The 26,113-nt window shown below is 73.3% G+C and carries 27 protein-coding genes; 12 read left to right on the top strand and 15 right to left on the bottom strand.

Annotation, left to right across the window (positions count from 1 at the left end; genetic code table 11):
• The first annotated feature begins 2 nt into the window (after positions 1-2).
• Genes glyA through AB0881_RS23265 form a run of 4 tightly spaced genes read left to right on the top strand, consistent with a single transcriptional unit; the run spans position 3 to position 6,768 of the window.
• Positions 3-1,259: a serine hydroxymethyltransferase gene (gene glyA / locus AB0881_RS23250; protein WP_366619774.1), complete on the top strand. Its 1,257-nt coding sequence runs from the start codon at positions 3-5 to the stop codon at positions 1,257-1,259.
• 51 nt (positions 1,260-1,310) lie between these two features.
• Positions 1,311-2,684: an L-serine ammonia-lyase gene (locus tag AB0881_RS23255; RefSeq protein WP_366619776.1), complete on the top strand. Its 1,374-nt coding sequence runs from the start codon at positions 1,311-1,313 to the stop codon at positions 2,682-2,684.
• A 51-nt stretch (positions 2,685-2,735) separates the two neighbouring features.
• Entirely contained in the window at positions 2,736-6,398 is a 3,663-nt protein-coding gene (locus tag AB0881_RS23260; RefSeq protein ID WP_366619777.1) for a WD40 repeat domain-containing serine/threonine-protein kinase, read from the top strand.
• A gap of 19 nt (positions 6,399-6,417) precedes the next feature.
• Complete coding sequence (locus AB0881_RS23265; protein ID WP_366619779.1) at positions 6,418-6,768, top strand: hypothetical protein; 351 nt, start codon at positions 6,418-6,420, stop codon at positions 6,766-6,768.
• 6 nt (positions 6,769-6,774) lie between these two features.
• On the opposite strand, the gene AB0881_RS23270 is transcribed toward AB0881_RS23265, so the two are convergent.
• Complete coding sequence (locus AB0881_RS23270) at positions 6,775-8,142, bottom strand: cytochrome b N-terminal domain-containing protein (RefSeq protein ID WP_366619781.1); 1,368 nt, start codon at positions 8,140-8,142, stop codon at positions 6,775-6,777.
• Between the two features lie 213 nt (positions 8,143-8,355).
• On the opposite strand from AB0881_RS23270, the gene AB0881_RS23275 reads away from it, so the two are divergent.
• The 3 genes from AB0881_RS23275 (at position 8,356) to AB0881_RS23285 (ending at position 10,295) form a co-directional block, all read left to right on the top strand.
• Positions 8,356-9,285 (top strand): hypothetical protein, encoded by a 930-nt coding sequence (locus tag AB0881_RS23275; protein ID WP_366619782.1) that lies wholly within the window; start codon positions 8,356-8,358, stop codon positions 9,283-9,285.
• A 107-nt stretch (positions 9,286-9,392) separates the two neighbouring features.
• Positions 9,393-9,635, top strand: coding sequence for a hypothetical protein (locus tag AB0881_RS23280; RefSeq protein WP_366619784.1), 243 nt, complete (start codon positions 9,393-9,395; stop codon positions 9,633-9,635).
• Positions 9,636-9,713: 78 nt separating this feature from the next.
• Positions 9,714-10,295 (top strand): GNAT family N-acetyltransferase, encoded by a 582-nt coding sequence (locus AB0881_RS23285; protein ID WP_366619786.1) that lies wholly within the window; start codon positions 9,714-9,716, stop codon positions 10,293-10,295.
• Here AB0881_RS23285 and AB0881_RS23290 read toward each other — a convergent pair.
• From AB0881_RS23290 to purU, 14 genes are all read right to left on the bottom strand, one after another.
• Entirely contained in the window at positions 10,285-10,731 is a 447-nt protein-coding gene (locus tag AB0881_RS23290; protein ID WP_366619788.1) for a helix-turn-helix domain-containing protein, read from the bottom strand. The genes AB0881_RS23285 and AB0881_RS23290 overlap by 11 nt on opposite strands.
• 10 nt (positions 10,732-10,741) lie before the next feature.
• Positions 10,742-11,902 (bottom strand): thiolase family protein, encoded by a 1,161-nt coding sequence (locus AB0881_RS23295; protein WP_366619790.1) that lies wholly within the window; start codon positions 11,900-11,902, stop codon positions 10,742-10,744.
• A 286-nt stretch (positions 11,903-12,188) separates the two neighbouring features.
• On the bottom strand, positions 12,189-12,992 hold the full coding sequence (locus tag AB0881_RS23300) for a maleylpyruvate isomerase family mycothiol-dependent enzyme (protein ID WP_366619792.1): 804 nt from the start codon (positions 12,990-12,992) through the stop codon (positions 12,189-12,191).
• Between the two features lie 39 nt (positions 12,993-13,031).
• On the bottom strand, positions 13,032-13,613 hold the full coding sequence (locus tag AB0881_RS23305) for an alkaline shock response membrane anchor protein AmaP (protein WP_366619794.1): 582 nt from the start codon (positions 13,611-13,613) through the stop codon (positions 13,032-13,034).
• 9 nt (positions 13,614-13,622) lie between these two features.
• Positions 13,623-14,246, bottom strand: a complete 624-nt coding sequence (locus tag AB0881_RS23310; protein WP_366619796.1) for a DUF6286 domain-containing protein — start codon at positions 14,244-14,246, stop codon at positions 13,623-13,625.
• Positions 14,243-14,644, bottom strand: a complete 402-nt coding sequence (locus tag AB0881_RS23315) for an Asp23/Gls24 family envelope stress response protein (protein ID WP_366619798.1) — start codon at positions 14,642-14,644, stop codon at positions 14,243-14,245. The genes AB0881_RS23310 and AB0881_RS23315 overlap by 4 nt, the downstream gene beginning before the upstream one ends.
• On the bottom strand, positions 14,641-14,844 hold the full coding sequence (locus tag AB0881_RS23320; RefSeq protein ID WP_366619800.1) for a hypothetical protein: 204 nt from the start codon (positions 14,842-14,844) through the stop codon (positions 14,641-14,643). Before AB0881_RS23320 ends, AB0881_RS23315 begins: the two co-directional genes overlap by 4 nt.
• A 1-nt stretch (position 14,845) precedes the next feature.
• The gene (locus AB0881_RS23325) at positions 14,846-15,184 is read right to left on the bottom strand and encodes a hypothetical protein (protein ID WP_366619802.1); all 339 of its coding nucleotides are present in this window, start codon (positions 15,182-15,184) and stop codon (positions 14,846-14,848) included.
• Positions 15,181-15,705, bottom strand: a complete 525-nt coding sequence (locus tag AB0881_RS23330; RefSeq protein ID WP_366619804.1) for an Asp23/Gls24 family envelope stress response protein — start codon at positions 15,703-15,705, stop codon at positions 15,181-15,183. The genes AB0881_RS23325 and AB0881_RS23330 overlap by 4 nt, the downstream gene beginning before the upstream one ends.
• Before the next feature lie 84 nt (positions 15,706-15,789).
• Positions 15,790-16,476, bottom strand: coding sequence for a response regulator (locus AB0881_RS23335; protein WP_366619805.1), 687 nt, complete (start codon positions 16,474-16,476; stop codon positions 15,790-15,792).
• A complete protein-coding gene (locus tag AB0881_RS23340; protein ID WP_366619807.1) occupies positions 16,473-18,110 on the bottom strand; it encodes a sensor histidine kinase in 1,638 nt (545 codons plus the stop codon). Before AB0881_RS23340 ends, AB0881_RS23335 begins: the two co-directional genes overlap by 4 nt.
• Positions 18,111-18,627: 517 nt before the next feature.
• On the bottom strand, positions 18,628-19,179 hold the full coding sequence (locus tag AB0881_RS23345; RefSeq protein WP_366619809.1) for a hypothetical protein: 552 nt from the start codon (positions 19,177-19,179) through the stop codon (positions 18,628-18,630).
• A gap of 1 nt (position 19,180) precedes the next feature.
• Positions 19,181-19,801, bottom strand: coding sequence for a DUF6286 domain-containing protein (locus AB0881_RS23350; RefSeq protein ID WP_366619811.1), 621 nt, complete (start codon positions 19,799-19,801; stop codon positions 19,181-19,183).
• An 81-nt stretch (positions 19,802-19,882) separates the two neighbouring features.
• Positions 19,883-20,731, bottom strand: coding sequence for a formyltetrahydrofolate deformylase (gene purU / locus AB0881_RS23355; RefSeq protein WP_366619813.1), 849 nt, complete (start codon positions 20,729-20,731; stop codon positions 19,883-19,885).
• A gap of 52 nt (positions 20,732-20,783) precedes the next feature.
• On the opposite strand from purU, the gene AB0881_RS23360 reads away from it, so the two are divergent.
• The 5 genes from AB0881_RS23360 (at position 20,784) to AB0881_RS23380 (ending at position 26,113) form a co-directional block, all read left to right on the top strand.
• Positions 20,784-21,821 (top strand): LLM class flavin-dependent oxidoreductase, encoded by a 1,038-nt coding sequence (locus AB0881_RS23360; RefSeq protein ID WP_366619814.1) that lies wholly within the window; start codon positions 20,784-20,786, stop codon positions 21,819-21,821.
• Between the two features lie 17 nt (positions 21,822-21,838).
• Entirely contained in the window at positions 21,839-22,804 is a 966-nt protein-coding gene (locus tag AB0881_RS23365; RefSeq protein ID WP_366619816.1) for a PHB depolymerase family esterase, read from the top strand.
• A 75-nt stretch (positions 22,805-22,879) separates the two neighbouring features.
• Positions 22,880-24,064 carry an amino acid deaminase/aldolase gene (locus AB0881_RS23370; RefSeq protein WP_366619818.1) on the top strand — a complete coding sequence of 395 codons (1,185 nt, stop codon included), beginning with the start codon at positions 22,880-22,882 and terminating at the stop codon, positions 24,062-24,064.
• A 34-nt stretch (positions 24,065-24,098) separates the two neighbouring features.
• Positions 24,099-24,770: an SIMPL domain-containing protein gene (locus AB0881_RS23375; RefSeq protein WP_366619820.1), complete on the top strand. Its 672-nt coding sequence runs from the start codon at positions 24,099-24,101 to the stop codon at positions 24,768-24,770.
• Positions 24,771-24,949: 179 nt separating this feature from the next.
• On the top strand, positions 24,950-26,113 hold the full coding sequence (locus AB0881_RS23380; RefSeq protein ID WP_366619822.1) for a carbohydrate kinase family protein: 1,164 nt from the start codon (positions 24,950-24,952) through the stop codon (positions 26,111-26,113).

The following is a 26,113-nucleotide window of genomic DNA, read 5'->3' on the forward strand; positions in this document are numbered from 1 at the left end:
CCGTGGGCCTGTACGACTCGCTGGCCGCCGCCGACCCCGAGGTCGCGAAGGCGGTGGCCGCCGAGCTGGACCGGCAGCAGTCCACGCTCGAGATGATCGCCTCCGAGAACTTCGCCCCGGTGTCGGTGCTGGAGGCGCAGGGCTCGGTCCTGACCAACAAGTACGCCGAGGGCTACCCGGGCCGCCGCTACTACGGCGGCTGCGAGTTCGTCGACGTCACCGAGCAGCTGGCCATCGACCGCGCCAAGGAGCTGTTCGGCGCGGAGCACGCGAACGTCCAGCCGCACTCGGGCGCGCAGGCCAACACGGCCGTCTACTTCGCGCTGCTCCAGCCGGGCGACACGATCCTCGGCCTGGACCTGGCGCACGGCGGGCACCTCACGCACGGCATGCGGCTCAACTACTCCGGCAAGATGCTGAACGTGGTCGCGTACCACGTCCACCCGGAGACCGGCCTGGTCGACATGGACGAGGTCGCCGCGCTGGCCGCCGAGCACCGGCCCAAGATGATCGTGGCGGGCTGGTCGGCGTACCCGCGGCAGCTGGACTTCGCGGCGTTCCGCGAGATCGCCGACTCGGTGGGCGCGCTGCTCATGGTGGACATGGCGCACTTCGCCGGGCTGGTCGCGGCGGGGCTGCACCCCTCGCCCGTCCCGCACGCCGACATCGTCACCACCACCACGCACAAGACGCTCGGCGGGCCGCGCGGCGGGCTGATCCTGGCCCGCGAGGAGTACGGCAAGAAGATCAACTCCGCGGTGTTCCCCGGCATGCAGGGCGGCCCGCTGGAGCACGTGATCGCCGCCAAGGCGGTCGCGCTGAAGATCGCCGCGTCCGGCGAGTTCAGGGAGCGGCAGGCCCGTACCGTCGAGGGCGCGAAGATCCTCGCCGAGCGGCTCACCGCCGAGGACTCCGCCAAGGCCGGCGTCAAGGTCCTCACCGGCGGCACCGACGTGCACCTCGTCCTGGTCGACCTGGTCGACTCCGAGCTGACCGGCCGGGACGCCGAGGACCGGCTGCACGGGATCGGCATCACCGTCAACCGGAACGCGGTCCCCAACGACCCGCGCCCGCCGATGGTCACCTCCGGCCTGCGGATCGGCACGCCCGCCCTGGCCACCCGCGGCTTCACCGCCGCGGACTTCGCCGAGGTGTCCGACGTCATCGCCCTGGCGCTGCAGCCGTCGTTCGACAAGGACGCCCTGGCCACCCGCGTCAAGGCCCTCTCCGACAAGCACCCTCTCTACCCCGGCCTGTAGGGGTTCCCCGCCCCCTTCGCGACGGCGCGGAGGGGGCGCCGAGGAGGATTCATGGCGATCAGCGTTTTCGACCTCTTCAAAATCGGCATCGGCCCCTCCTCCTCGCACACCGGCGGGCCGATGGCGGCCGCCCACCGCTTCGCGCGCGGCCTGCACCGCGACGGGCTGCTGGAGAAGACCGCGTCCGTCCGGGCGGTCCTGTACGGCTCGCTCGGCCTGACCGGCAAGGGGCACGGCAGCGACAAGGCCGTCATCCTCGGCCTGGAGGGCGACAAGCCCGAGCGCGTGGACGTCGACACCGTCGACGCCCGCCTGGAGAAGATCCGTTCCGCCGGGGCGCTGCGGCTCTTCGGCTCGCACGACATCCCGTTCGTGGTGGGCGAGCACCTGGTCTTCGAGCGCAAGGAGTCGCTGCCCGGCCACCCCAACGGGATGCGCTTCACCGCGTACACCGCCGCCGGCGACGAGCTCCGCTCCAAGGTCTACTACTCGGTCGGCGGCGGCTTCATCCTGGACGAGAACGCCGCCGGCGCCGACCGGATCAAGCCGGACGACACCGTCCTGCCGTACCCGTTCGACACCGCCGCCGAACTGCTCGACCACTGCCGCGAGACCGGACTGTCGATCTCGGCGCTGATGCTGGAGAACGAGCGGGCGTTCGGCCGCACCGCCGAGGAGATCCGCGGCGGCCTGGTCGACCTGTGGCGGGTCATGCGCTCGTGCGTCGACCGCGGCTGCACCCGCGAGGGCCTGCTCCCCGGCGGCCTCAAGGTCCGCCGCCGGGCGCCGCAGCTGCACCGCCGCCTCCTCACCGAGGACGGCACCGACCCGCTGCACGCCATGGACTGGGTCACCCTCTTCGCCCTCGCCGTGAACGAGGAGAACGCCGCCGGCGGCCGCATCGTCACCGCCCCCACCAACGGAGCGGCGGGCATCATCCCGGCCGTCCTGCACTACTACGCGAAGTTCGTCCCGAACGCCTCCGACGACGGCGCGGTCCGCTTCCTCCTCACCGCCGGGGCGATCGGCGCCCTGTTCAAGCAGAACGCCTCCATCTCCGGCGCCGAGGTCGGCTGCCAGGGCGAGGTCGGCTCCGCCTGCTCCATGGCCGCCGCCGGCCTCACCGAGGTCCTCGGCGGCACCCCCGAGCAGGTGGAGAACGCCGCCGAGATCGGCATCGAGCACAACCTGGGCCTGACCTGCGACCCCGTCGGCGGCCTCGTCCAGGTCCCGTGCATCGAGCGCAACGCGGTCGGCGCCGTCAAGGCCATCACCGCGACCCGCATCGCGCTGCGCGGCGACGGCCGCCACTTCGTCTCCCTGGACCGGGCCGTCAAGACGATGAAGGACACCGGCCGCGACATGCTCGACAAGTACAAGGAGACGTCCCGGGGCGGCCTCGCCGTCAACGTCATCGAGTGCTGACGATCGGGTGAACCGGGCCGTGCGCCCCGCTGCCAACTCGCGGGGCGCGCCGTGCGTCTGAAGGTCGGGAAGATCAACACCCGGCCCCCCGAGAGGAACGCCATGGCCGCCTCGCCGCTCGTCCCCGGAGACCCGCGCCAGCTCGGCGGCTACTGGCTCGCGGGCCGGCTCGGCGCCGGCGGCCAGGGCGTGGTGTACGAGGCGTACGGCCCGGCGGGCGACCGCGTCGCGGTGAAGGCGCTGCACGGCGAGTTCGTCGAGGAGCGGCGGCGCGGCATGCTCGCCAAGGAGGTCGAGGCGGCCCGGCGGGTGGCGGCGTTCTGCACCGCCCGGATCCTGGACGCCGACCTCGAGGCGGACCTCCCGTACGTGGTCAGCGAGTTCGTCCCCGGTCCCGACCTCCAGCGGGCCGTCGAGCACGGCGGCCCGTACGGCGCGGACGCCCTGGAGCGGCTGGCGGTCGCGGTGGCGACGGCGCTGGCGGCGATCCACCGGGCCGGCGTCGTCCACCGGGACCTGAAACCGGCGAACGTGCTGCTCGGGCCGGACGGTCCCCGGGTGATCGACTTCGGGCTCGCCCGGACCGAGGACATGACCCGCAGCCGGACGGGCGTGAAGGGCACTCCCCGCTACATGGCTCCGGAGGCGTTCGGGCAGGAGCCCGTGGGGGCGGCGGCGGACGTGTGGGCGTGGGGCGCGGTGGTGCTGTTCACCGCGCTCGGACGCGCCCCGTTCGACGGCGGCAATCTCGCGGCCGTGATGAACGCCGTCCTGCACCGCCGTCCTGACCTGGACGTGCTGCCGGAGTCGCTGCGCCCGATCGTGGCGGCGGCGCTGTCCCGCGACCCGAAGGAGCGGCCGTCGTCGCAGCAGGTGCTGATGGCGCTGCTGGACGGCGGTACGGAGACGGCGGCGCTGCTGGCGGCGGGCAGCGAGGCGGCGGCCGGTGCCGCCCCGGCGGGCGAGGCGCCCCAGCCCACGCTCGGGGACGCCGCGGAGTCGGTCTACGCGCGGCTCGACCCGGTGGCGCAGGAGGCCGTACCGCGCGTACTGCTGCGGATGGTGCTGCCCGGCGAGGGCGCCGACGACACCCTGCGGCGCGCACCGGCCGCCGACTTCGCGGGCGACGACGCGGCCGGCCGGGTCATCGGGGCGTTCACCGCGGCCGGCCTGCTGACCAGGGACGGCGGCATGGTGGCGATCGCGAACGCCGCGCTGCTGCGGGCGTGGCCGAGGCTGCGCGCGTGGGTGGACGCCGAACGCGGCGGTCTGGCCGTCCACCAGTCGCTCGCCGAGGCGGCGCGGACCTGGGCGGACGGCGGCCGCCGCAGCGGCGACCTGTACCAGGGGACGCGGCTGCGCCGCGCGCTCGACTGGGCCGCCACCGGCCGCACGTACCTGGTGCTGAACGCGGCCGAACGGGCGTTCCTGGACGCCGGTTCCGCGCTGGCCCGCCGCCGCGTCCGGCTGCGCGGCCTGCTCACCGGCGTGCTGGCGGTCCTCCTCATCGTGGCCGTCACCGCCGTGGTCATCGTCTTCGACCAGCGGCGGACGGTGACGCTCCAGCGCGACGAGGCGGTCGGCGCGCGGCTGGCCGACCGTTCGGCTCAACTCCGCGACTCCGATCCGCTGCTCGGACGGCGGCTGGCGCTCGCGGCGGCGGACCTGACGGGCGGCGAAGAGGCCCATCGCGCGCTGGTGGCCGCCCGCTACCAGGGACAGCGGGACGTCTGGCTGCCGCCGGGCCGGCAGTCGTCCGACACCGATCTGTCGCTCGGCCACGACGGCGAGGTCGTGATCGGCAGGACCTCGGACCGCGTCGTCCTGTGGGACGCCGGCACGCACCGGCGGATCGGCACGTTCGGGGCGCGGCTGCACTCGCACGTCGCGCTCGGCCCCGACCGGCGGCTGGCCGCCGCCCGGGAGCTCCAGGGCGGGAACGCCCGGCTGTTCGACGTCGCGACCGGCCGTCCCGTCGGCGCGTCCCTGGGAACGGACCTGAGCCGCTTCCGCTTCTCCTCCAGCGGGAACCTGCTCATGGCCGACCGCGAGGACGCCGAGGACGACTCGCGTCCCGCTCCCGGCGAGGACGGGCGTGCGGTGCTGTGGGACGTGCGGGGCGGCAAGCCCGTCCTCGAATGGGACCGTTCGCCCGGCGAGTGGGCGGTGAGCCCGGACGACCGCCGCGTCGCGCTGGCCTTCGGCAAGGCGGTCGAGCTGTGGGACGTACGGCAGCGCAAGAAGATCTCCGAGGTCCGGGACACCGGCATGGGGACGGTCCACAAGATCGCCTGGCGGCCGGGCCGCGACGAGCTGGCACTGGGCTTCGCCCGTTCCGTGTGGTTCGTCGACCCTGACGAGCTGGAGGACCCGCAGGGCGGCACGCGTACGGTGAACGATCCCGGCTTCGTCCTGGAAGAGGGCGCGTACCCGAACAGGTCGGTGGACGTCCCCGTGTTCAGCGCCGACGGCCGCTTCATGGCCATCGGCTTCAGGATGTGGGACCTGGACGTCTACGGAAGCACCCACGACATCGCGGGGCAGCCGCTCTTCGACCTCCCGGCGCGGCGGCCGGACGGGGAGCAGAGCGAGTTCAGGGAGGACTGCCGGTTCACGCCCGACGCCCGGGTCCTGCGCTGCGCCGGCGCGGGCCGCGTGGTCTCGCTGAACATCGGCGACGTCACCGGACGTACCGTCATCGCCCCGCCCGGCGGCCGGTCCGCGCTGCTCAACAGCACGTTCAGCGCCGACGGCTCGCTGCTGGCGACGACCGGCGGCGGCCAGGTGCACCTGTGGGACGCCCGGCGCCGCACGCTGCTGCCCGGCCTGCCCACCGGCCACAAGGAGGTCGAGCACGACCCCACCCCGATGCGGCTGAGCCCGGACGGCCGCTACCTGGCCATCATGCCCGGCGACCACGGCGACCCGAATGCGGCCTACAGCGTCCCGCGCCCCACGATCGACGTGTGGGACACCCGCCGGCGCACCAAGATCACCTCCTTCCGCCCGACGGGCCGGGCGGAGAACGCCGTACCGGTGTTCCTGGACGGCGGACGCACCATCGCCGTCGAGAACGGCACCGACACCGGCAACCGGCTCCTGACCTGGGACGTGGCCTCGGGCCGGTTCCTGCGCGAGACACCGATCGGGGGAAGCGGCGCGGCCGCCTTCGACCCGGGCGGCCGCTGGGCCGTGGTGCCGTCCCGCGGCCTGGTCGACACGCACACCGGCGAGGCGCGTTCCCCGTACCCCCCGATGGTCAGGACCCTGGCGGTCAGCCCGGACGGGACCAGGGCGTTCGGCCAGGACGCCCGCGACCCGGTGCTGTGGGACCTCAAGCGCCGGACCCGCGTCCCCGCCGGCGACATCGCGTCCGCGCTCAAAGGCCGGCTCGGCGTGCTCGCGGCGTTCACCCCGGACGGCTCCCTGCTGGCCACGGCCCACCAGGACGGCGACGTCCAGCTGTGGGACGCCGCCACCGGCCGCCAGTACGGCACGGTGATCGCCAAGCACGCCGGAAAGGTCAAGACCCTCGCCTTCTCCGCGGACGGCGCGATCCTCTACAGCATGGGCGACGACGGCAGCGTCATCGCCGCCTCCATCTCACCAGGGCGCCTGCTGGACGAACTCTGCGCCACGGTCGGCCCTCTCACCGAACGCCAGTGGGCCCAGCAGATCCCTCAGGCCCCGTACCGAAACCCCTGCCGCCCCTGACGCGCTACGCTCTCGAACCATGTGCACGTACGCCGAGGTCACCTACAAGGTCCACTACGTGTGCGTTCCGTGCCGCCAGAGCCGCAAGCTCCCCTGGGACGGCGCCGAGCACCTGTGCACCACGTGCCGCGCCCCGATGATCTTCGCGGGGCACGACTTCGCCGCCCCCCGCAGGAGGGACGACCGCCGCTGGGCCGCCGTCGCCGCCGTCCTCCAGGCCGGCCTGCGCTACGAGGGCTTCGAACCCTGCGGCTGCGGCCGGGAGCCCAAGTACCGCCCCCGCACCAGCGCAGAGGTCCGCGCCCGCCGCCGCGTGGCGTCCCGCAAGGGCCTGACCGAGAGCGAAGCCCTGGCCCTCCGCGACGCCTGACCCTGGCTAGGACCGCAGTTCGGCTTGCTCCGTCACCGCGCCGCCGTCGTGGCGGACGGGAGCGTGGATCTCGCTGTAGGCGCCGTCCGCGCTCATCACGATGCGGCCGGTCTCGTAGCCGTGCACGGCCTCCTCGCGTTCGCGGGCGACGAGCGCCAGGCACATCCAGCGGGTGATCACGAACGCCAGCACCGGCCCGGCCAGGACGGCGACGCGGAAGAACGCCGTCACGGCGAACAGCGACAGATGGAAGGTGTCGGCGATCTGGTCGTTGGCGGCGGCGGCCCACAGCAGCCCGTAGAAGGTGACCCCGGCGGCGCCCAGCCCCGTACGGAAGGCGTGGTCGCGAGGCCGGTCCAGCACATGGTGCAGGCGGCGGTCACCGGTGATCCGCTCCTCGATCCACGGATAGGCGGCCAGTGCGGTGAAGAACGCGCCGGGAACGATGATGGCGGGCACCAGCACCGCGAGGGTGATCGGGTGCCCGGCGACGTCGATCTCCCAGCCGGGCATGATCCGTACCGCGCCGTCCAGGAACCCCATGTACCAGCCGGGGACGGCCCCGGCACTGATCGCGCCGGGCTCGAACGGCCCGTACAGCCAGATCGGGTTGACCTGGACGAGAGTGCCCAGCAGGGCCAGCACCCCGCACGTGTACAGCAGGAGCGCCGCCGACCGCAGGCGGCCGTACCGACCGGGCACGGCGTCCCGGAAGCGAGTGTGCCCGAACCGCCTGACCAGCAGCCTCCGCGCCGGGAACAGCACGGCGATGACCACAGGAATCAGCACGATGTGCGCCCAGTACATGCGGGGGATGATGTCGTCGCCGGGAATGCCGTCCCCGAACAGCAGGAACGCCAGGTCCGTTCCGATGACGGGAATGGACTGGGTGATCCCCTGGATCAGGCCGAGGCTGCCGCCCGAGAGCATGTCGTCGGGCAGGACGGTACCGGTCACGCCCGCGGCCATCGCCAGCGGCAGCATGCCGGCCCAGATCAGCCAGTTCAGCCGCCGCGGCCTGCGGAACGCGCCGGTGAAGAACATCCGCAGGAGCTGGCAGCAGATGGCGGCGATGAAGATCAGCGCGGCCCAATGGTGGATCTGCCGCATCAGCAGCCCGCCGCGCACCTCCAGGCTGAGATGCAGGGTGGAGTCGTACGCCCTGCTGACCTCGATACCGCGCAGCGGAGCGTAGGAGCCGTCATAGGTGGTCCGCGACATGTCCGGGTCATAGAAGAACGTCAGGAATGCCCCAGTGACCACCAGCACGATGAAGGAATGCAGTGCGATCCGCGCGAACAGGAAGCTCCAATGATCGCCTTCGGCGCGCCACCACTTCCCGCCCACCGCGTCGATCGGCTTCTTTCCCGTCATCAGGTCTCGCCCCCTGAATAGCCGTCTAACCAATAGACGGCTTCAGGCCTCCCCCTGTGACAGATCTGCCGAGTGACACGGACCACCCGCCCACCCCGCAGCCAGAGGACGGCGCAACCCCGAACACCCCGCGCCCCGCCCGCCCCGAAATTCTTTACCTTCCATTGAGTGAATCACACACAGTGATCTACCGACTACAGCTAGCTTCCTCTCGTGCCAACGATCGATCACGAGATGCCGCTGGAGATGGTCCGGAACCGGCCGGCTCTCGTCCCCGAACTCCTCCGGACCATGTTCGACTTCGACATCGCGGAGACCTCCAAGTCCTTCCTGGGCTCTGAGGCGCTGAACGACTGCGACCCCAGGGAGTACCGCTGCGACGCCGCCGTCATGCTGGGCGACCCCGAGAAACCCAGCCTGGGCGTCATCGTCGAAGTGCAGTCCCGCCCGAGCAAGCGCAAGCGCTACACCTGGCCCGCCTACATGGCCGGGATGCGCGCCCGCAAGGAGTGCGACGTCGTACTCCTGGTGCTCTGCCCCGACAAGACGACCGCCGCCCGGTGCGCCGAGCCGATCGAGACCGGCCATCCCGGCTGGATCCTGACACCGCTCGTCATCAACCTGGCCGACATCTCCCCCATCACGGACGTGGACCGGGCGCGCCGGCTCCCCGAACTGGCCGTCCTCGGCGCACTCCTCATGACCGGAGGTCCCGAGACACGTCCCGTACTGCACGCGTTCTGCGCCGCCCTGACGGCACTGCCCCGAGACATCGGCGGGAAGTACTATGACCACGTAGAGTCACGGCTACCCGCGGAGGCCCGCTCGATCCTGAGGGAGATCATGAAGACCGAGAACTACGAGCTCCAGAGCGAATTCGCCCTCCACTACGCCGCCATCGGCAAGGCCGAAGGCAAAGCCCAGGGCTGGGCCGAAGGCCGGGCCGAGGGCCGGGCCGAGGGCAAGGCCGAGGGAGCGGCTGAAGGCGAGGCCAGGTCGATTCTCAAGGTCATGGCCGGGCGGGGGCTTGAACCCTCCGACGAGGAGCGTGCACGGATCCAGTCGTGCACCGACAAGGAACAACTCGACATCTGGCTGGACCGGGCGATCAGCGCCGCGACCGTCGCCGAAGTCTTCGACTGACCCGCGGCAGCGAGGGGCTCCCGCTGAACGGCTGGGACCTGGACGACCCCAGGGACGCGGTCGAGCAGCGGGAGCCGTTGCCTTCAAATGCGTTCGACCGAGGGATCATGAAGTACGAGCTCCAGAGCGAATTCGCCCTCCACTACGCCGCCATCGGCAAGGCCGAAGGGGTGGCTGAAGGCGAGGCCAGGGCGATTCTCAAGATCTTGGCGGCGCGGGGGCTGGAGCCCTCTGATGAGGAGCGGGCGCGAATCCGGTCGTGCAGCGACGAGGAGCAGCTGGACGTCTGGCTGGGCCGGGCCGTCAGTGCGGGGAGTGTCGCCGAGGTCTTCGGCGGAGCACGTTCGTAGAGGTCGGGCGGACGGTATTTGCGGTGCGGGCGGCCCCTGGCGGGTGGTAGAGCTGGGGGTTTCGATGGGAGGTTCGCATTGGCGGATGTTGTCGTGCGCGAGGCCGAGGGGGCCGATGTCGCCAGGGCGGCGCGGACGTTGCGGGAGGCGTTCGCGGATTATCCGTTCACGCGGCATGTGATCGCGGAGGACGATCATCTGGGGCGGCTGGAGCGGTTCCAGGAGCTGTTCGTCGCCCGGGTGGGGCTGCCGTACGGGAAGGTCTGGGTCGAGGACGATGTCCGGGCCGTGGCCGTGTGGACGACGCCGGAGACGCCGCCGGACGTGTTGGGTGAGCTGGTGCCGCGGTTCGCGGAGCTGGCCGGGGACCGGCTGGAGGCGTACGAGGCGGCGGAGGCCGTGATGGCGGCGCAGCGGCCTGAGGGGCCGGTGTGGTTCCTCGGTACGGTCGGGGTCGATCCGGCGGCGCAGGGGCTCGGGCTGGGCGCGGCGGTCGTGCGGCCCGGGATCGAGGCCGCCGAACGGGCCGGGGTGCCGGCGTTCCTGGAGACGTCGGAGGGGCGGAACGTGAAGTTCTACCAGCGGCTGGGGTTCGAGGTCGTGAGCGAGTACGACCTGCCGGACGGCGGGCCGCGGACCTGGTCGATGATCAGGCGTTGAGGACGCCGCGCCCCACGGGGGTGTGGGCGCCGGAGACGGCGGGGCCGCCGCAGTGGGCGCAGACCATGGCGGGGTCGAGGAGTTCGCCGCAGGAGTGGTGCCAGCGGACGGGCGGATCGTCGGCGTTCAGGTGGCGGTCGCCCCATTTGGCGAGGGCGAGCAGGACCTCGCCGAGCTCCCGCCCCGCGGCGGTCAGGTGGTACTCGTGGCGGGGCGGGTGGTCGCTGTAGCGCTCGCGGCGGATGAGGCCCGCGGACTCCAGCTTGCGGAGCCGGGTGGTGAGGATGTCGCGGGACGCGCCGGTGTTGCGGGCGATGCCGTCGAAGCGCCGGACCCCGTGGAACAGCTCGCGGATCGCGAGGATCGTCCAGCGTTCGCCGATGATGTCGAGCGTGTCGGCGATCGAGCAGGGGCGCGGTTCGGCGTCCTTCGGCATGCGCTCCATCTTAGGAAGAACGTTCGATGACCGTGGCGTTCGCCAGGCCGCCGGCCTCGCACATGGTCTGGAGGCCGAAGCGGGCGTTCCGGTCCTCCAGGGCGTGCAGGAGCGTGGTCATGAGGCGGGCGCCGCTGGCGCCGAGGGGGTGGCCGATCGCGATGGCGCCGCCGCGGACGTTGACGCGGGACAGGTCGGCGCCGGTGTCGCGGGCCCAGGCGAGGACGACCGGCGCGAACGCCTCGTTCACCTCGAACAGGTCGATGTCGGCGAGGGAGAGGTCCGCCTTCGCGAGGGCCTTGGCGGTCGCGGGGATGATCGCGGTGAGCATGAGGAGGGGGTCGTCGCCGGCGACGGCGAACGCGCGGAAGCGGGCGCGTGGCCGCAGGTCCAGGCGCTCGGCCACGTCCGCGCCCATGATCAGTACGGCGGCGGCGCCGTCGTTGACGGGTGAGGCGTTCCCGGCGGTGATGTCCCAGCCGATCTCGGGGAAGCGGGCGGCCGTGGCGGGGTCGTGGTACGCGGGCCGGAGGCGGGCGAGGGCCTCGGGCGAGGTGTCGGGGCGTACGGTCTCGTCCATGCCCGGCCAGGCGAGCTCGCGGTCGAACTCGCCGGCGGCGTGGGCGGCGGCCGCGCGGCGGTGGGACTCGAACGCGAAGGCGTCCATCTCCTCGCGGGTGAGCTTCCACCGGGCGGCGATCAGTTCGGCGCTGACGCCCTGGCCGACGAGGCCCTCGGGGTAGCGGGACGCGAGGGGCGCGAACGGGTCGCCGCCAGGCAGGACGGCCGAGCCCATCGGCACCCGGGACATCGACTCCACGCCGCAGGCGATCGCGATGTCGTACGCGCCGCTCTGCACGCCCTGGGCGGCGATGTGGACGGCCTGCTGGGACGAGCCGCACTGCCGGTCGACGGTCATCGCGGGGACGGTCTCGGGGAATCCGGCGGCCAGCACGGCGGTGCGGGTGAGGTTGAGGGCCTGGTCGCCGGCCTGGGTGACGACGCCGCCGATGACGTCGTCGACGGCGGCGGGGTCGATTCCGGCGCGCTCGACGAGGATCCGGAGGGTACGGGCGAGCAGGGCGGCGGGGTGGTCGTCGTGGAGGGCGCCGTTCGGGCGGCCCTTGGCGATGGGGGTACGGACGGCCTCGATGATCACTGCGTCGCGCATGGCACGCTCCCTAGTGAGTTGGAAAACACAACTTACCACCGGAAAGCGTTCGGGGACCGTGACCGCGGTCACGATCCCCGAGACGACGGGCCGCTCAGTGGAAGGGGCCCGCGGAATGGTCCGTGATATCCCCCCGTACGTCGAAGGGCTCCGTGTTGGAGCCGGCTTGTGCTGGAACGTCCTTCAAGCTGAACCCTCCATCCCCTCGACGCCGATTTCTTCGCACGATAGCCCAGCGAGCTGGGCATTTACGGATACCAGCCGCCAAAACCCGTCAAAACCGGCTTCAAGGTGTCAGCGTCATGTTCGCCAGGACGCGGCCGCCCAGCGCGGTGTCGCCGGTGACGTCCACCGCGACGTCGGCGGGGGTGCGGCGGCCCGCGACCAGGACCATGAACGCCTCCCAGTCCATCCGCAGCGTGACGTCCGGCGTGCCCGCCTCGACCGGTCGGGCGCGGCCGTCCTCGCCGACCTGGATCCGGGCGGCGAACGGAACGGCCCCGCTGACCTCGAACAGCACGGTCTGCTTCGGCGCCGCACCCGACCGCCTGCCCACGATCACCGGCAGGCCCGGCTCCATGATCCGCCGCGCGCAGGCGGCGGCCGGGGCGTCCAGATTGCCCGGACGGCCGACCGCCCGGCGGATGTCCTGCTCGTGGATGTAGCAGTCGAACGCGCGGAAGACCATGAACTCCTTGTACGGCACCGTCGCGCCGGTCGGCGCAGTGGTCGGCCGCTCGGGATCGGTGGCCGCGAGCGCCTCCAGCCGCCGGTCCAAGACCTCGCGCAGCTCCGCCAGGACCTCCGGCCCGGACCGGCCGCGCCGGGCGTCGACGCCGGGCTCGATCAGCCGGCCGAGATCGTTCCGTACGTGCGCGGGCTCCTCGGCCAGCACGTGGCCGCCGGCCGGGTCCTCACCGAGAAGCATCAGCTCGGTGCCGACCATGTGCGACACGACGTCCTGGACCGACCAGCCGGGGCAGTCGGTGGGCCGCGTCCAGTCCCCGGCCGCGAACGTCCCGGCGAGCGCGATCGTGGACCGCAGCGTCTGCTCGAACGCCGCGACGTTCGCCTGCATCTCCGTCTCCATGCGTCGCACGGTGGCACGCCGGGACGTACCGAGACAAGATCAGGCGACCCGCCGCTTGGCCTTCTTGCCGGCGGCCGGCCGCAGCCGGACGGCGGCGGGCATCGTGTCGCGTTCGAGGGCGGTCCTGAGATGGGCGACGCCCTCGCGGTCGATGCGGTCGCGCAGTTCGGCGAGGTCCGTACCGCGCCGGTACGCGACATGGAGCCGCAGCCGAGGCCGTGCGGAGCTGCCGAGCAGGCGGGCCCGGACGCCCTGGACGCCCGGATAGTCGCCGATCTCGTCCTCCAGCGCCGCCGTGACGGCCTTGGCCGACAGCCGGGTCGAGCCGCCCGCGCCGCCGGGGTTCAGCGCCAGCCCCGGCAACCGTTCCGACCTGGCCTGGGCCAGCAGCCACGCCAGGCCGAGCAGGGCCAGGACCACTCCGACGGCGGCGATCGTGGGCCAGAACCAGTCCTGGTCCCGCGCGAACGACCGCATCCCCTCGCTGATCAGCGGGTCGGCGGCCGCGGCCGTGCCGAAGGCGCCCAGCCCGCGGGCGAGCCCGGCGGCCCCGGCGGCCAGCAGGAGCAGGCCCAGCAGGGTGAGGCCGATGTGGTTGAGCCGTGACGCATGGCGGTCCATGGCGGCACCTCACTCCTTCGGGGCGCGGATCCGGGCGGCGACTCCGCGCCGCGGCAGCGGATCCAGCTCGTCGAGCCGCCGCCGTACGGCCTCTTCCACTCGTTCCCGCAGGTCGCCGGGGTCGCGCATGGCCGTCTCGGCGGTCACCTTGACCTTGCGCCCCCGCACCTTGGCCTTCGCCGCGGTCACGCCCCCGGCCTCCGCGGCGGCCGCCGCGACGGCGGACCGCAGCCCGCGCCGGGTGATCGCGACGGTCAGCCGGGGATCGCCGCCGCGCAGCGGCACCAGCCTGCTCCGGCCCGGCCGCAACCCGGCCAGCAGGAACAGCAGCCCGAGCAGCGCGGTCACGCCGGACGCGGCCAGCGCGGCCGCCTCCTTCCACGCCGTCCCGGTCGCCCACGACGTCACCCGGTCGTACGGGACGAGCCGCGCGGGCCCCCCGGCCAGCGCCGAGATCGCCTCGATCGCGAGCAGCACCCCGGCGGCCGTCACCAGCAGCGCCGCGATCAGCGCGGGCAGGATCCGGCGGGAGTGGAACGCGCGCCGCGCCGCCCGGCCGCCCGCCCGGCCGCCCGCCCGGGACCCGCCGGCCGGTGCCCCGACTCCGGGGAGCCGCCCGGCGCCGGTGGTCACGCGACCACCCGCCGGGTGTCGCGGCCGGGCCGCTCCAGCGACTCGACCTCGATGTCCACCTGCCGTACGGCGAGGCCGGTCAGGCTCTCCACCCGCTCTCGGACGCGCTCGCGCACCCGGGCGGCGACGTCCCGTACCGGCGCCGGGTAGACCACCGACATCCGCACCCGCGCGGTCACCACGGAACCGGCGATCTCCACGTCGGTGCGGGCCGTGTGGCTACGCCCGAGCCCGCCGGCGTCCGCGGTCTCGGCCACGGCGCGGGCGACGATCCGGCCGACCGCGCGTTCGGCGATCTCGGTGCGGCCGCGCCCGCCCCCGTACGGGTCGCCCGCGGCGGGCGAGCGCTCGGGCCGGGGCGGCGGCTCCGCCGTCGGCGGCAGTACCTCGGCGGTCACGGCCGCCCCCTCCGCGAGCCGACCGACGAGACCATCTCGCCGACGTCCAGGTGCCCGCTGACGGCGAACCCGACGGCCATGCCGATCAGGCCGATCACCAGCACGAGCACGAACGTCCCGAACCCGCCGAACGCGCCGGCGAACCCGAGCGCCGTACCGAAGGCCAGCCCGACGACCGGCGCCCACCTCTTCGCGTCCATCTCAGTCCTCCTCCGCGATGTCCGCGACCAGCACGTGCACCGGCCGGCCGCCGGCCAGCGGGAGGGCGGCCCGCCGGACGCTCTCGGCGATCGCGGGCAGCGGCCGGTCCGGGCGGGCGACGGTCACGCCCACCTCGATCTCCCCTTCGCGGACGGCGACCCCGGCGTACGGGGCGCCGACCCGGTAGGTGACCACGTGCGCGCGCGGCCCGGCGCTCAGCCCCGCCACCTCGGGCAGGTCCGCCACGGCCGCGCCGATCCGCTCGGCGAGCCGCACCCGCTCCGCGGCGCCGGACGCGCCCGCCGCGCGGGCTCCCGCGGTCGCCGTACCGGCGGTCATCGCACCCGCGGCTCGGACGGCTGCGAGTCCTCCCGAGCCTCCTCGCCGGGCAGGTGGATGTCGGCCACGTCGATGTTGACCTCGACGACGTCGAGCCCGCACATGTGCTCGACCTCCTCGATCACGTTGTCGCGGACGGCCGCGGCCAGCTCCGGGATGGACGCGCCGTACTCCACGATCAGGTCGATGTCGATCGCGGCCTGCCGCTCGCCGACCTGCACCGACACGCCCTGGGCGCTGCTCTGCCCGCCGCCCATGCCGCCGGGCAGCCGTTCCTTGACCGAGCCGAGCGTGCGGCTCATCCCGGCGCCCATGTCGTGCACCCCGCCGATCTCGCGGGCCGCCATGCCGGCGACCTTCGCGACCACGGCGTCGGCGATCTTGGTACGGCCGTTCGGCGTGACGAGGTCGCTCCGCTCCCCGCCGGAAGCGCTCCCCCGCCCGCTCACCGTCCGCCGGGCCTGGCCCGGCAGGCTCGCTCCCGCGGGCCGCTCGGTGGCCTGCGTGTTTCCCTCAGTCATGGCGGCATCCCCCTGAAGAGCCGATGGTGTGCAGTACATACTCGGCGGGGGCGCCGGAAATCACCCTAGGGGCCAATAACCAGGTCAATCCCTCTTTGCCGGAAGCGGGTAGAAGCGGACTTCGGGGCGTCCCACCTGGCCGTAGCTGGGCCGGCGCTGCGCCAGCCCGTTGTCGGCGAGGTACTCCAGGTAGCGGCGCGCGGTCACCCGCGACACGCCCGTGAGGGACGCCGCCGACGCCGCCGACAGGCCCCCGGCCGCCCCCGTCAGCACCTCGGTGATCGCCTCCAGGGTGGCGCCGCTCATGCCCTTCGGCAGCGACCGCTGGTCGGTGGTGCGGAGCGCGGCGAGGATGCCGTCCACGTCGGCCTGCCCGCTGACCTCGCCGGGCTGCTCGGCCCGCCGCCGGAACAGCGCGTACCCCTCCAGCTTGTCCCGCAGCGACGCGAACGTGAACGGCTTGAGCAGGTACTGGACGACCCCCACCGACACGGCCGTGCGCACCACCGCCAGGTCCCGCGCCGACGTCACCGCGATCACGTCCACGGCCAGGCCGCCCGCGCGCAGCGCCCGGCACACGGTCAGGCCGTGGGTGTCGGGCAGGTAGAAGTCCAGCAGGACGACGTCCACCTTCTCGCGCTCGCAGAACCGCAGCGCGTCCGCGCCCGAGTGCACCACCCCGGCCACCTCGAAGCCCGCGACCCGCTCCACGTACTGCCGGTGGGCCTCGGCGGCCACCTGGTCGTCCTCCACCACCAGAACCTTGATCACGAGCTGATCTCCTCCGGGGAGCGCAGCGGGAGCCGGACGCGCAGCACGGCGCCGCCGTCCCGCTCCACCTCGATGGTCCCCCGATAGCGCCGGACGGCCTGCCCGACCAGCGCCAGCCCCAGCCCGCGCGGCCCGGCCGGGCCGTCGGCGGCCTTGGTCGTCCAGCCGCGCCGGAACATGTCCTGCGCGCTGTCCGGATCCAGGCCCGGCCCGGTGTCGCGGACCTCGATCACCAGCTCGCCGGCCGACGTGGCGGCGGTGACCCGCACCCGCGGCGGCCGGTCCTCGGCCAGGCCCTCGATCGCGGCGTCCACGGCGTTGTCGATCAGGTTGCCGAGGATGGTGACCAGATCGCGCGGCTCGACCGCGCCCTCCGCCCCGTCGATCGTGATGTCGTCCGCGACCTCCAGGTCCACCCCCCGCTCGGCGGCCTCGGTGGACTTGCCGAGCAGCAGCGCCGCCAGGACGGGCTCCCGGACCGCGCCCACCACCCGGTCGGTGAGCCGCTGCGCCGTCCGCAGCTCGGCGGTGGCGAACTCCACCGCCTGCGCGGGACGGTCCAGCTCGACCAGCGACACGACCGTGTGCAGCCGGTTCGCCGCCTCATGGGCCTGCGACCGCAGGGACTCGGCGAAGCCCCGCACGGTGTCCAGCTCCCCCAGGAGGGCCTGCAGCTCGGTGTGGTCGCGCAGCGTCACGACGTTTCCCATGGCACGGTCCCTGGACCGTACAGGCGCGGTGTTGACCACCAGCACCCGGGTGTCGCCGACATGGATCTCGTCGGTACGGGGCTCCGCGGAGTTCATCGCGCCGACCAGCTCCGGCGGCAGGCCCAGCCGGCCCGCGTCCCTGCCCTCCGGCTCGGGCGGCAGATCCAGCAGATCGCGGGCGGCGTCGTTGCACAGCACGATCCGGCCGTCCCGGTCCAGCAGCACCAGCCCCTCCCGCACCGCGTGCAGGATGGCCTCGTAGTAGTCGAACATCCCGCGCAGCTCGCCCGGCGCCACGCCCCGCGTCTGCCGCCGCAACCGGGTGCTGACCAGCCAGCTCCCAGCGATCCCGAACGCCAGTACCCCCACCGCCACCGCGATCAGCGGCACCAGCCGGTCGCGCAGCTCCGCCGAGATCGTGTGGATCGTGATGCCGACCGCCACCAGCGCCACCACCCGCCCGGCGTCGTCGAAGACCGGCGTCACCGTACGGACCGACGGCCCCAGCGTCCCGGTGTAGGTCTCGCTGAACGTCCGGCCGGCCAGCGCCGGCGCCGTGTTGCCGACGAAATGCTGCCCGATCCGGCTCGGATTGGGATGCGTGTACCGCACCCCCTCCGGACTCATGATCGTGACGAAGTCCACGTCGGTGTCGTGCCGGACCCGCTCGGCGTACGGCTGGAGCGACCGGCTCGGCTCCGTCGCCGACAGCGCGGCCCGCACGCTCGGCGCGTCCGCGATCGTCAGCGCCACCACGGTCACGGTGTGCCGGGCCTGGACGCGCGCCGCGCGCTGCGAGTCCATGTACGCCGCCACGGCCCCCACGACCACCAGCAGCCCCACGATCGCGGCCTGGAGCACCAGCAGCTGCCGGGCCAGGCTCCACCCCTTCCCCGGCCCCGCCATCATCCCTTTTCGCCGCATCCCGAGCACATCCCTGAACCCGATCCACCAGGCCACCGCATCCGCCCGGGCTCCTGGAACCGGCGGGACGGCCGCGCATCGCCGCGGTCGTGAACGAAATGTACACAAGAGTGACCGTCGCCACGGGGTCGCGCATAGTCACCGTGCAGACATATGAACCGTACAGACATGTGATCCGCGGACGGCCCCGGCGGCGTCCCCGGCTCCTCCCGCTCGGAGCCGGGGACGTCATCGGACGCCACATCGGACACCGCCCCCGGTTCGGACTCGCGCTCCCACGTGGCCGACCCGGGGGCGTGTTTATTTTTTTGCCCTTGGCGTCAGGCCTTGACGGCCTTCCTTCGGCGGGCAAAACGGCGATCGCTGCATCGCTCCGTCTCGCCTTGGCGGCTCGCTGCGCGATCAGATTCTCGCTTGCGCTCGAATCTGCCTTCGGACGCGATCGCAACGCTTCCGGCCCGCACCACCTCAGCCGGCCTGCTGGGGTTGTGCGGGCCAGAGTGGTTCGGTTGGTGATTCAGGCGGGGACCGGGGTCGGTGGGGTGGGGATCGGGTCTTCCATGTGGAAGCGGATGACCACTATCAGGCCGTCCATGTCCATGGCGGCCCGGTAGCGCTCGATCGGGCCGTTGGACAGGTCGGTGTGGATCTCGGCGGGGGCCGCGTCGGGGGCGCAGAGGATAGTGACCAGGAGGCGCGGGCGCAGGCGGCTGCCTGTGAGGCGTACGCGGGCGTCGCGGACTCCGGGGACGTGGCGGGCCTCGCGGAGGAGTTCGCCGCCGGCCACCGCGGCCAGCTTGCGGGTCGGGGCGTCCAGGGCGGCGCGGCGGGAGAGCGTCCACGCGCGGATCTGCGTGCCGAGCCACATCAGGCCCGCCAGCGCCACGGTCTCGGCGACACCGCCCGCGACCGGCCAGAACCAGTCGTTGTCCCCCGCGTACCTGGCCATCTCGGAGGTGAGCAGGGGGCGCTCGGCGAGGCCGGGGCCGAACGCGCCGAGGCCGGCCAGCAGGGCGCCGATCCCGGCGGCGACCACGAGCAGCCCGGTCGTCAGCGTCGCTAGTCTCATCTCAGTCCTTCCGCCAGCTCAGCCGGACGCGCACGCGCCGCGGGTCCATCAGGTCCATCTCCGACAGCCGGGCCGCCAGCGCCCCGCGGACCAGGTCCGTGAGGTTGGCGGGGTTGCGGTAGCGGGTCACGGCGCGGACGGTCACCCGGCGGCGGAACCGGCCGCCGCGCACCCGGACGCGGACCTTCACGATGCCGGGCACGCTCAGGCCCGCCGAGACCAGCGAGCGCTGGAGCGTGCGGCGGCTGATCGCGGCGGCGAGGTACGGGTCGGCGCCGTGCAGCGGGATCATCCGCGGGCGGCGGGCGGGCAGCAGGCTGAGCAGGAGGGCCAGGCCCGCCGCGGTCACGCCGCTGGCGGCGGCCAGCACCCGTGGATCGTTCCAGGACGTGCGGTGCAGCCAGGCCGCCCAACGGTCGGCCGGGACCAGCCCGGCCGGGTCCCCGATGAGGACGCTCACCACCTCGATCGCCGCGACGCCGCCCGCCAGCGCCAGCAGCAGCGCGGCGCACAGGCCCGCCGCCGCGCGGCGCGGCCGGAACTCCCGCCTGGCCAGCCGCCGGGCGCGCTGCCCGCTTTCGGCGTCCGCGGCCGGTTCCGCGACCAGCGTCTCGCTCGTCACCACATCACCACCCCCGAGGTGTGCAGGTACACCTCACCCATAGTGGTGGAAGATCACATTCTGTGAAACCCGGCGCGCGGATCAGCGGAAGACGACGGTGCTCTCGCCGTTCAGCAGGATCCGGTGCTCGGTGTGCCAGCGGACGGCGCGGGCCAGCGCCAGGCACTCCAGGTCGCGGCCGACCGCCATCAGGTCCTCCGGGCTGTGGCCGTGGTCCACCCGGGCGACCTCCTGCTCGATGATCGGCCCCTCGTCCAGGTCGGCGGTCACGTAGTGGGCGGTGGCGCCGATCAGCTTCACCCCGCGCGCGTGCGCCTGGTGGTACGGGCGGGCGCCCTTGAACCCCGGCAGGAACGAGTGGTGGATGTTGATCACCCGGCCGGGCAGCTTGGCGCAGAAGTCGTCCGACAGGATCTGCATGTAGCGGGCCAGCACGACGACGTCGGCGCGGTAGTGCTCGACGAGGGTGAGGACCTCGGCCTCCTGAGCGGCGCGGGTCTCCCTGGCGACCGGCAGGTGGTGGTAGTCGATGCCGTACGACTGGGTGAGCGGCCGCAGGTCGGGGTGGTTGGACACGACCGCGACGATGTCGATGTCGAGCAGCCCGGACCGCTGCCGGTAGAGGAGGTCGTTCAGGCAGTGCCCGCCCTTGGACACCATGATCAGCACGCGCTGCCGGTCGGTGGTGCCGGTGAGGCTGTACTCCAGGCCCAGCTCGGCGCTCAGCGCGCCGAACGCGCCGCGCAGCTCTTCCGGGTCGGTGTCGGGCAGCCCGGCGAACTGCACCCGCATGAAGAAGCGGCCGGTGTCGCGGTCGCCGTACTGCTGGCTCTCCAGGATGTTGCAGCCGCGCTCGGCGAGCAGGCCGGAGACGGCCGCGACGATCCCGGGACGGTCCGGGCAGGAGAGGGTCAGCACGTATTCGGGCACGGCCCGAGCTTACGCCGAGGAATGCCGCGGGACGTGCGGTGTTGCAGGAGATGTGAGCCTTGGAACGACGCGTTTCTCGATCCTGGACAGGTCCCGCACGCGGGAGGGCGAGGGGCATCCGCGGGCCCTTCAGGACACGGTGGAGTTCGCGCGGCAGGCGGAGGCGCTGGGGTACCACCGGTTCTGGGTGTCGGAGCATCACGGCGTGCCGGGGGTGGCGGGGCCGGCGCCGACCGTCCTGGCCGCGGCGGTGGCGGCCGCGACGTCCCGGATCCGGGTGGGCACGGGCGGCGTCATGCTCCCCAATCATCAGCCGCTGGTGGTGGCGGAGCAGTTCGGCGTCCTGGAGTCGCTGTTCCCCGGGCGCATCGACATGGGGCTCGGGCGTTCGGTCGGCTTCACGGGCGGCGTGCGGCGCGCGCTCGGCCACGACCGGAAGGACGCGGACGACTTCGAGGCGCGGCTGGCGGAGCTGCTCGGCTACTTCAGCGGGGACCAGAGCGCCCATCCGGGCGTGCACGCCTGGCCGGCGGAGGGGCTGCGGGTGCCCGCGTTCGTGCTGGCCACGGGGGCGGGCGCGGACATCGCGGCGGCGTCCGGGCTGCCGCTGGTGATCGCGGCGGTACGGGGGCGGGCCCGGATGGTCGAGGCGATCGAGCGGTACCGGGCGGGCTTCCGGCCGGGGCCGTGGGGGCGCGAGCCGTACGTGATCGTCTCCGGGACGGTCGCGATCGCCGACACGCGCGAGGAGGCGTGGCGGATGCTCGTGCCGGAGGCCTGGTCGCACGCCTACTCCAAGATCCACGGGGAGTTCCCGCCGCTCGTCCCGGCGGAGCGGATCCTGGCGATGGACCTGGGTGAACGGGAGCGGCGCTACTTCGACGAGGCCCTGCGCGGGCACGTGCACGGGACCGAGGACGACGTCGCCGAGGAGCTGGAGGATCTCGTGGAACGCACCGGGGCCGACGAGATCCTCGTCCACACCAGCACCCACGACCGCGAGGCGCGGCTGGAGTCGCACCGGCGGCTGGCGCGGCTCGCCGGGCTGACCGGCGGTTCCTACCAGCGAGTAGTTTCGGCGGCCTCCTGAGGGTTAGATTCGCTCGCATGCGGCGGATCCTTGCCCTCCTCTTGACCCTCACCACGGCCGCCACGCTGGCGCTGGCGGGCTGCAGCGACGACTCCAAGGGCGGCGGGGACGGCGGCCCCGAGCCGCCGGCCGCGACCGAGAAGCGGCCCGAGAGCGTGGACGGCGTCCCGACCGGCACGGGGACCCACAAGCAGAAGATCGACGTGGGCACGCCCGGCCACCGCGAGTACCTGCTGCACGTCCCGCCCAAACTCACCGGCGGGAAGTGGCGCGACGGGAAGCCGGCCGAGCCGCTGCCGCTGGTCCTGGCCCTGCACGGCGGCGCGGCCAACATGGACCAGATGCGCGAGCTGACCGGGTACGACCGCATCTCCGACGACAAGGGGTTCCTGGTCGCCTACCCGGACGGGTTCGTGATGAGCTGGAACGCCGGCGACTGCTGCGGCCCCGCCAAGCTCGGCAAGATCGACGACGTGGACTTCCTGGCCAAGCTGATCGGCAAGCTGACCGGCGCCGGGCTGGCCGACCCGAAGCGGGTGTTCGTCACCGGATTCTCCAACGGCGCGGGCATGGCGTACCGGCTGGCCTGCGAGCGGCCCGGGCGGGTGGCCGCGATCGGGGTCGTGGAAGGGGCGCTGGTGACCGAGTGCGACCCGGAGCGGCCGCCGTCGGCGATGATCGTGCACGGGACGGCGGACGGGAGCGTCCCGTTCGACGGCGGCGGGCGGCGCGACTTCAACGACGGCCGGCCGTTCCCGCCGGTGCGCGAGGCCGTCGACTTCTGGCGGAAGCGGGCCGGGCTGCCCGCGCCGTCCAGGCCGCTGAAGGGGCTGAGCAACGGCGCCGACTGCGAGGGGACGGGCAAGGGCCGCGGCGGCGTCGAGGTGACGTTCTGCAAGATCGAAGGCGGTAGGCACCGCTGGCACGCGGGGACGAGCACGATGCTGTGGGACTTCTTCGCCGATCATCCGCGGGTAGGCTGACGACCGAGTGATCAGCGGCCCTCCGGCTATCGTGAAAACTTCTCATATTCGGTGGTTCTGTGGCACTGTGACCTCATGAACCTCCGGGAGCGATACGACGCCGCCACCGCGTCCATCGAGGCGCCGTTCGCGGTCGTCGACCTGCGGGCCTTCCACGCCAACGCCGCCGACCTCGCTCGCCGCGCCGGCGGCAAGCCGATCCGGGTCGCGAGCAAGTCGGTGCGCTGCCGCGCGCTCCTGGACGAGGTCCTGAAGCTGGACGGGTTCGCCGGGATCATGGCGTTCACGCTCCCCGAGGCGCTCTGGCTCGCCGAGCAGGGCACCAGCGACGACATCCTCGTCGCCTACCCGACCGCCGACCGCACCGCCGTCGCCGCGCTGGCCGCCGACGAGCGCGCCGCCCGCACGGTCACGCTGATGGTCGACTCCACCGAGCACCTCGACCTCATCGAGTCGGCCGCCGGAGGGCGCCCGATCCGGGTGTGCGTGGACATCGACGCCTCGTACCGGACCCTGGGCGGCCGGGTGCGGTTCGGCGCCCGCCGCTCCCCGCTGCACACCGCCGCCGACGTGCGCGCGCTCGCCGAGCGGATCGCGAAGCGGCCCGGGCTGCGGCTGGTCGGGCTGATGGCGTACGAGTCGCAGATCGCCGGCGTCGGCGACACCCCGCCCGGCCGGCCCGCGATGGCCCGCGCCATCCAGACCATGCAGCGCCGCTCCCGGATGGAGCTGGCCCGCCGCCGCGCCGCGATCGTCGCCGCCGTCCGCGAGGTCGCCGACCTGGAGTTCGTCAACGGCGGCGGCACCGGCAGCGTCGAGAAGACCGCCCGCGAGCGCGCCGTCACCGAGGTCGCCGCCGGATCCGGGCTCTACCAGCCGCACCTGTTCGACAACTACTCCAACTTCACCGGCCGCCCGGCCGCGCTGTTCGCGCTGCCGGTCGTCCGCCGGCCCGGCCCCGGCGTCGTCACCTGCCTGGGCGGCGGCTACCTCGCCTCCGGCCCGGCCGACGCGCTGCGGCTGCCCCGGCCGTACCTGCCGACCGGGCTGTCGTACGACCCCAACGAGGGCGCCGGCGAGGTGCAGACGCCGCTGCTCGGCTCCAGCGCCGACCTCCTGAAGGTCGGCGACCGGGTGTGGTTCCGGCACACCAAGGCCGGCGAGCTGTGCGAACGGTTCGACGCGCTGCACCTCATCGAGGACGGCCGCGCCGTCCGCACCGTCCCCACCTACCGGGGCGAAGGTCGCACATTTCTTTGACCCCGGGGGCGCCCGACCGGTTACGTTGGCCGGTATGACCAACGCGCCCCTGATCAGCGTCCGCGGCGAGGCCGTCCTGGAGGTCGAGCCGGAGATCGCGCACCTGTCGGTGCACGTCCAGTCGCAGGAACGCGACCGCCGGCAGGCCCTCGACCGGCTGGTCGAGCGCAACCAGCAGGCGCTCGACCTGATCAAGTCGTACGGCGACGCGGTCGAGAAGCTGGAGACCGGCGGGCTGTCGATCACGCCGCAGCTCAAGTACCGCCGCCGCGAGGGCGACATCCGGGCGTACCAGGGCACCGTCTGGATCCGGCTGGTCATCGCCGACTTCGCGGTGCTCGGCGAGCTGGTCACGCGCCTCGGCGACGTGGAGCGAGCCTACGTCCACGGCCCCGACTGGGGCCTGCGCCGCGACAGCGAGGTCTACAAGCGGGCCGCCCGGCAGGCCGCGAACGAGGCGGTCGAACGCGCCCGCAGCTACGCCGAGGCGCTCGGCGCGCGCCTGACCGGCCTGGTCGAGCTGGCCGACGAGGGCCTCACGAGCGACAGCGCGACCCGCGGCGCCCAGCCGGTGTCCCTCATGGCGGCGCCCGCGGCGGCCATGGAGGGCACCGAACCGCCCGCGATCGACCTGGAACCCGCCACGCAGATCGTCCGGGCCGCGGTGGAGGCCCGCTTCACCGCCACCGCACCCGAACTGGGGTAGGTGATCGCGAAGTGACCTCGGCCACCGCGCGAGCGCGCTACCTGCCCGGGGAGGCCAGGCCGAAGGCGAGCCTCCCCGGGCAGATCGCGAAGCGATGTCGCGCTCGCCCAGACGCGGTCACGGCCGCGAGCCGTCAGGCGAGCGGCCGTGGGCCGGGGCTGTAGAAAAAGAGGGGGACGATGAAGGCAGGAGAGCAGGGGGCGCCGCCGCGGCCGTCGATGGCGGATCCCTGCACCGAACGGGGGCCGGCCGGCGAGCTTCTGCACCGGCACCAGCACCTGCACGGGCACCCGGGGGCGGCGGCGCGCGAGCTGGACGTCTTCCTGACCGGCCAGGTCTTCATGGACATGATCTTCACGGGGCTGCCGGGGCTGCCGCCGCCGGGCACCGAGCTGGTCACCGACGGGCTCGGCTCGGCGCCGGGCGGGATCGCCAACATCGCGGTCGCGATGAGCCGGCTCGGGCTGCGCACCGGGCTGGCCGCGGCGTTCGGCGACGACATGTTCGGCGCGTACCTGTGGCGGACGCTGTCGGAGCAGGAGAACGTCGACCTGCGCTGGGCGCGGCGGGTCGCCGGCTGGTCCACGCCGGTCACGGTGTCGCTGGCGTACGCGTCCGACCGCAGCATGGTGACGTACACCCGGCCGCTGCCGCTGCCCGCCGACGAGCTGGTCGCCTCGCCGCCGGGCGCCGCCACCTGCTTCGTCGACATCGACCGGCCCGTTCCCGAGTGGGCGCTGGAGATGCGGCGCGGCGGGGCGCTGGTGTTCGCCGACCTGGGCTGGGACCCGACCGAGACGTGGTCCACGGACGTGCTGGACCGGCTGGAGAACGTGGACGTCTTCCTGCCGAACGCGGTCGAGGCGATGGCGTACACCCGTACCCGTACGCCCGAGGAGGCCCTGGAGGCGCTGGCCGAACGGGTCCCGGTCGTGGTGGTGAAGCAGGGCCCGCGCGGCGCCATCGCGATCGACTCCCGCTCCGGTACGGGGGCCGGGACCCGCGCGTCGGCGCCGGCGCTGCCCGTCACGGCGCTCGACCCGACCGGGGCCGGCGACGTGTTCGCCGCCGGGTTCGTGTTCGGGACGCTCGCCGGGTGGCCGCTCGACCACCGGCTGCGGTTCGCCAACCTCTGCGCGGGCCTGTCGGTACGGCACCGCAGCGGCTCGCTCGGCGCACCGTGCTGGGGGGAGATCGCCGCGTTCGGGGAGACCGGCGAGGTGCCGCCCGAGGTGCTGGAGCAGTACGCGTTCGTCGTCCCGTACATCCCGGAGACCGAGCTGGAGAGCGGGGCCGACTCGGTCACCCGCGCGGAGCCGACCCTGCGGCAAGGAGCCTTCTGA

It is taken from the genome of Spirillospora sp. NPDC029432, from assembly GCF_040703975.1.
GTDB lineage: Bacteria > Actinomycetota > Actinomycetes > Streptosporangiales > Streptosporangiaceae > Spirillospora.

Bases quoted from the DNA above. Each gene is read 5' to 3' on its own strand.
- AB0881_RS23255 (WP_366619776.1), top strand. From the start codon at position 1,311: ATGGCGATCAGCGTTTTCGACCTCTTCAAAATCGGCATCGGCCCCTCC.
- AB0881_RS23265 (WP_366619779.1), top strand. From the start codon at position 6,418: ATGTGCACGTACGCCGAGGTCACCTACAAGGTCCACTACGTGTGCGTT.
- AB0881_RS23270 (WP_366619781.1), bottom strand. From the start codon at position 8,142: ATGACGGGAAAGAAGCCGATCGACGCGGTGGGCGGGAAGTGGTGGCGC.
- AB0881_RS23280 (WP_366619784.1), top strand. From the start codon at position 9,393: ATGAAGTACGAGCTCCAGAGCGAATTCGCCCTCCACTACGCCGCCATC.
- AB0881_RS23290 (WP_366619788.1), bottom strand. From the start codon at position 10,731: ATGCCGAAGGACGCCGAACCGCGCCCCTGCTCGATCGCCGACACGCTC.
- AB0881_RS23295 (WP_366619790.1), bottom strand. From the start codon at position 11,902: ATGCGCGACGCAGTGATCATCGAGGCCGTCCGTACCCCCATCGCCAAG.
- AB0881_RS23300 (WP_366619792.1), bottom strand. From the start codon at position 12,992: ATGGAGACGGAGATGCAGGCGAACGTCGCGGCGTTCGAGCAGACGCTG.
- AB0881_RS23305 (WP_366619794.1), bottom strand. From the start codon at position 13,613: ATGGACCGCCATGCGTCACGGCTCAACCACATCGGCCTCACCCTGCTG.
- AB0881_RS23320 (WP_366619800.1), bottom strand. From the start codon at position 14,844: ATGGACGCGAAGAGGTGGGCGCCGGTCGTCGGGCTGGCCTTCGGTACG.
- AB0881_RS23325 (WP_366619802.1), bottom strand. From the start codon at position 15,184: ATGACCGCCGGTACGGCGACCGCGGGAGCCCGCGCGGCGGGCGCGTCC.
- AB0881_RS23330 (WP_366619804.1), bottom strand. From the start codon at position 15,705: ATGACTGAGGGAAACACGCAGGCCACCGAGCGGCCCGCGGGAGCGAGC.
- AB0881_RS23340 (WP_366619807.1), bottom strand. From the start codon at position 18,110: ATGCGGCGAAAAGGGATGATGGCGGGGCCGGGGAAGGGGTGGAGCCTG.
- AB0881_RS23345 (WP_366619809.1), bottom strand. From the start codon at position 19,179: ATGAGACTAGCGACGCTGACGACCGGGCTGCTCGTGGTCGCCGCCGGG.
- AB0881_RS23365 (WP_366619816.1), top strand. From the start codon at position 21,839: ATGCGGCGGATCCTTGCCCTCCTCTTGACCCTCACCACGGCCGCCACG.
- AB0881_RS23370 (WP_366619818.1), top strand. From the start codon at position 22,880: ATGAACCTCCGGGAGCGATACGACGCCGCCACCGCGTCCATCGAGGCG.
- AB0881_RS23375 (WP_366619820.1), top strand. From the start codon at position 24,099: ATGACCAACGCGCCCCTGATCAGCGTCCGCGGCGAGGCCGTCCTGGAG.
- AB0881_RS23380 (WP_366619822.1), top strand. From the start codon at position 24,950: ATGAAGGCAGGAGAGCAGGGGGCGCCGCCGCGGCCGTCGATGGCGGAT.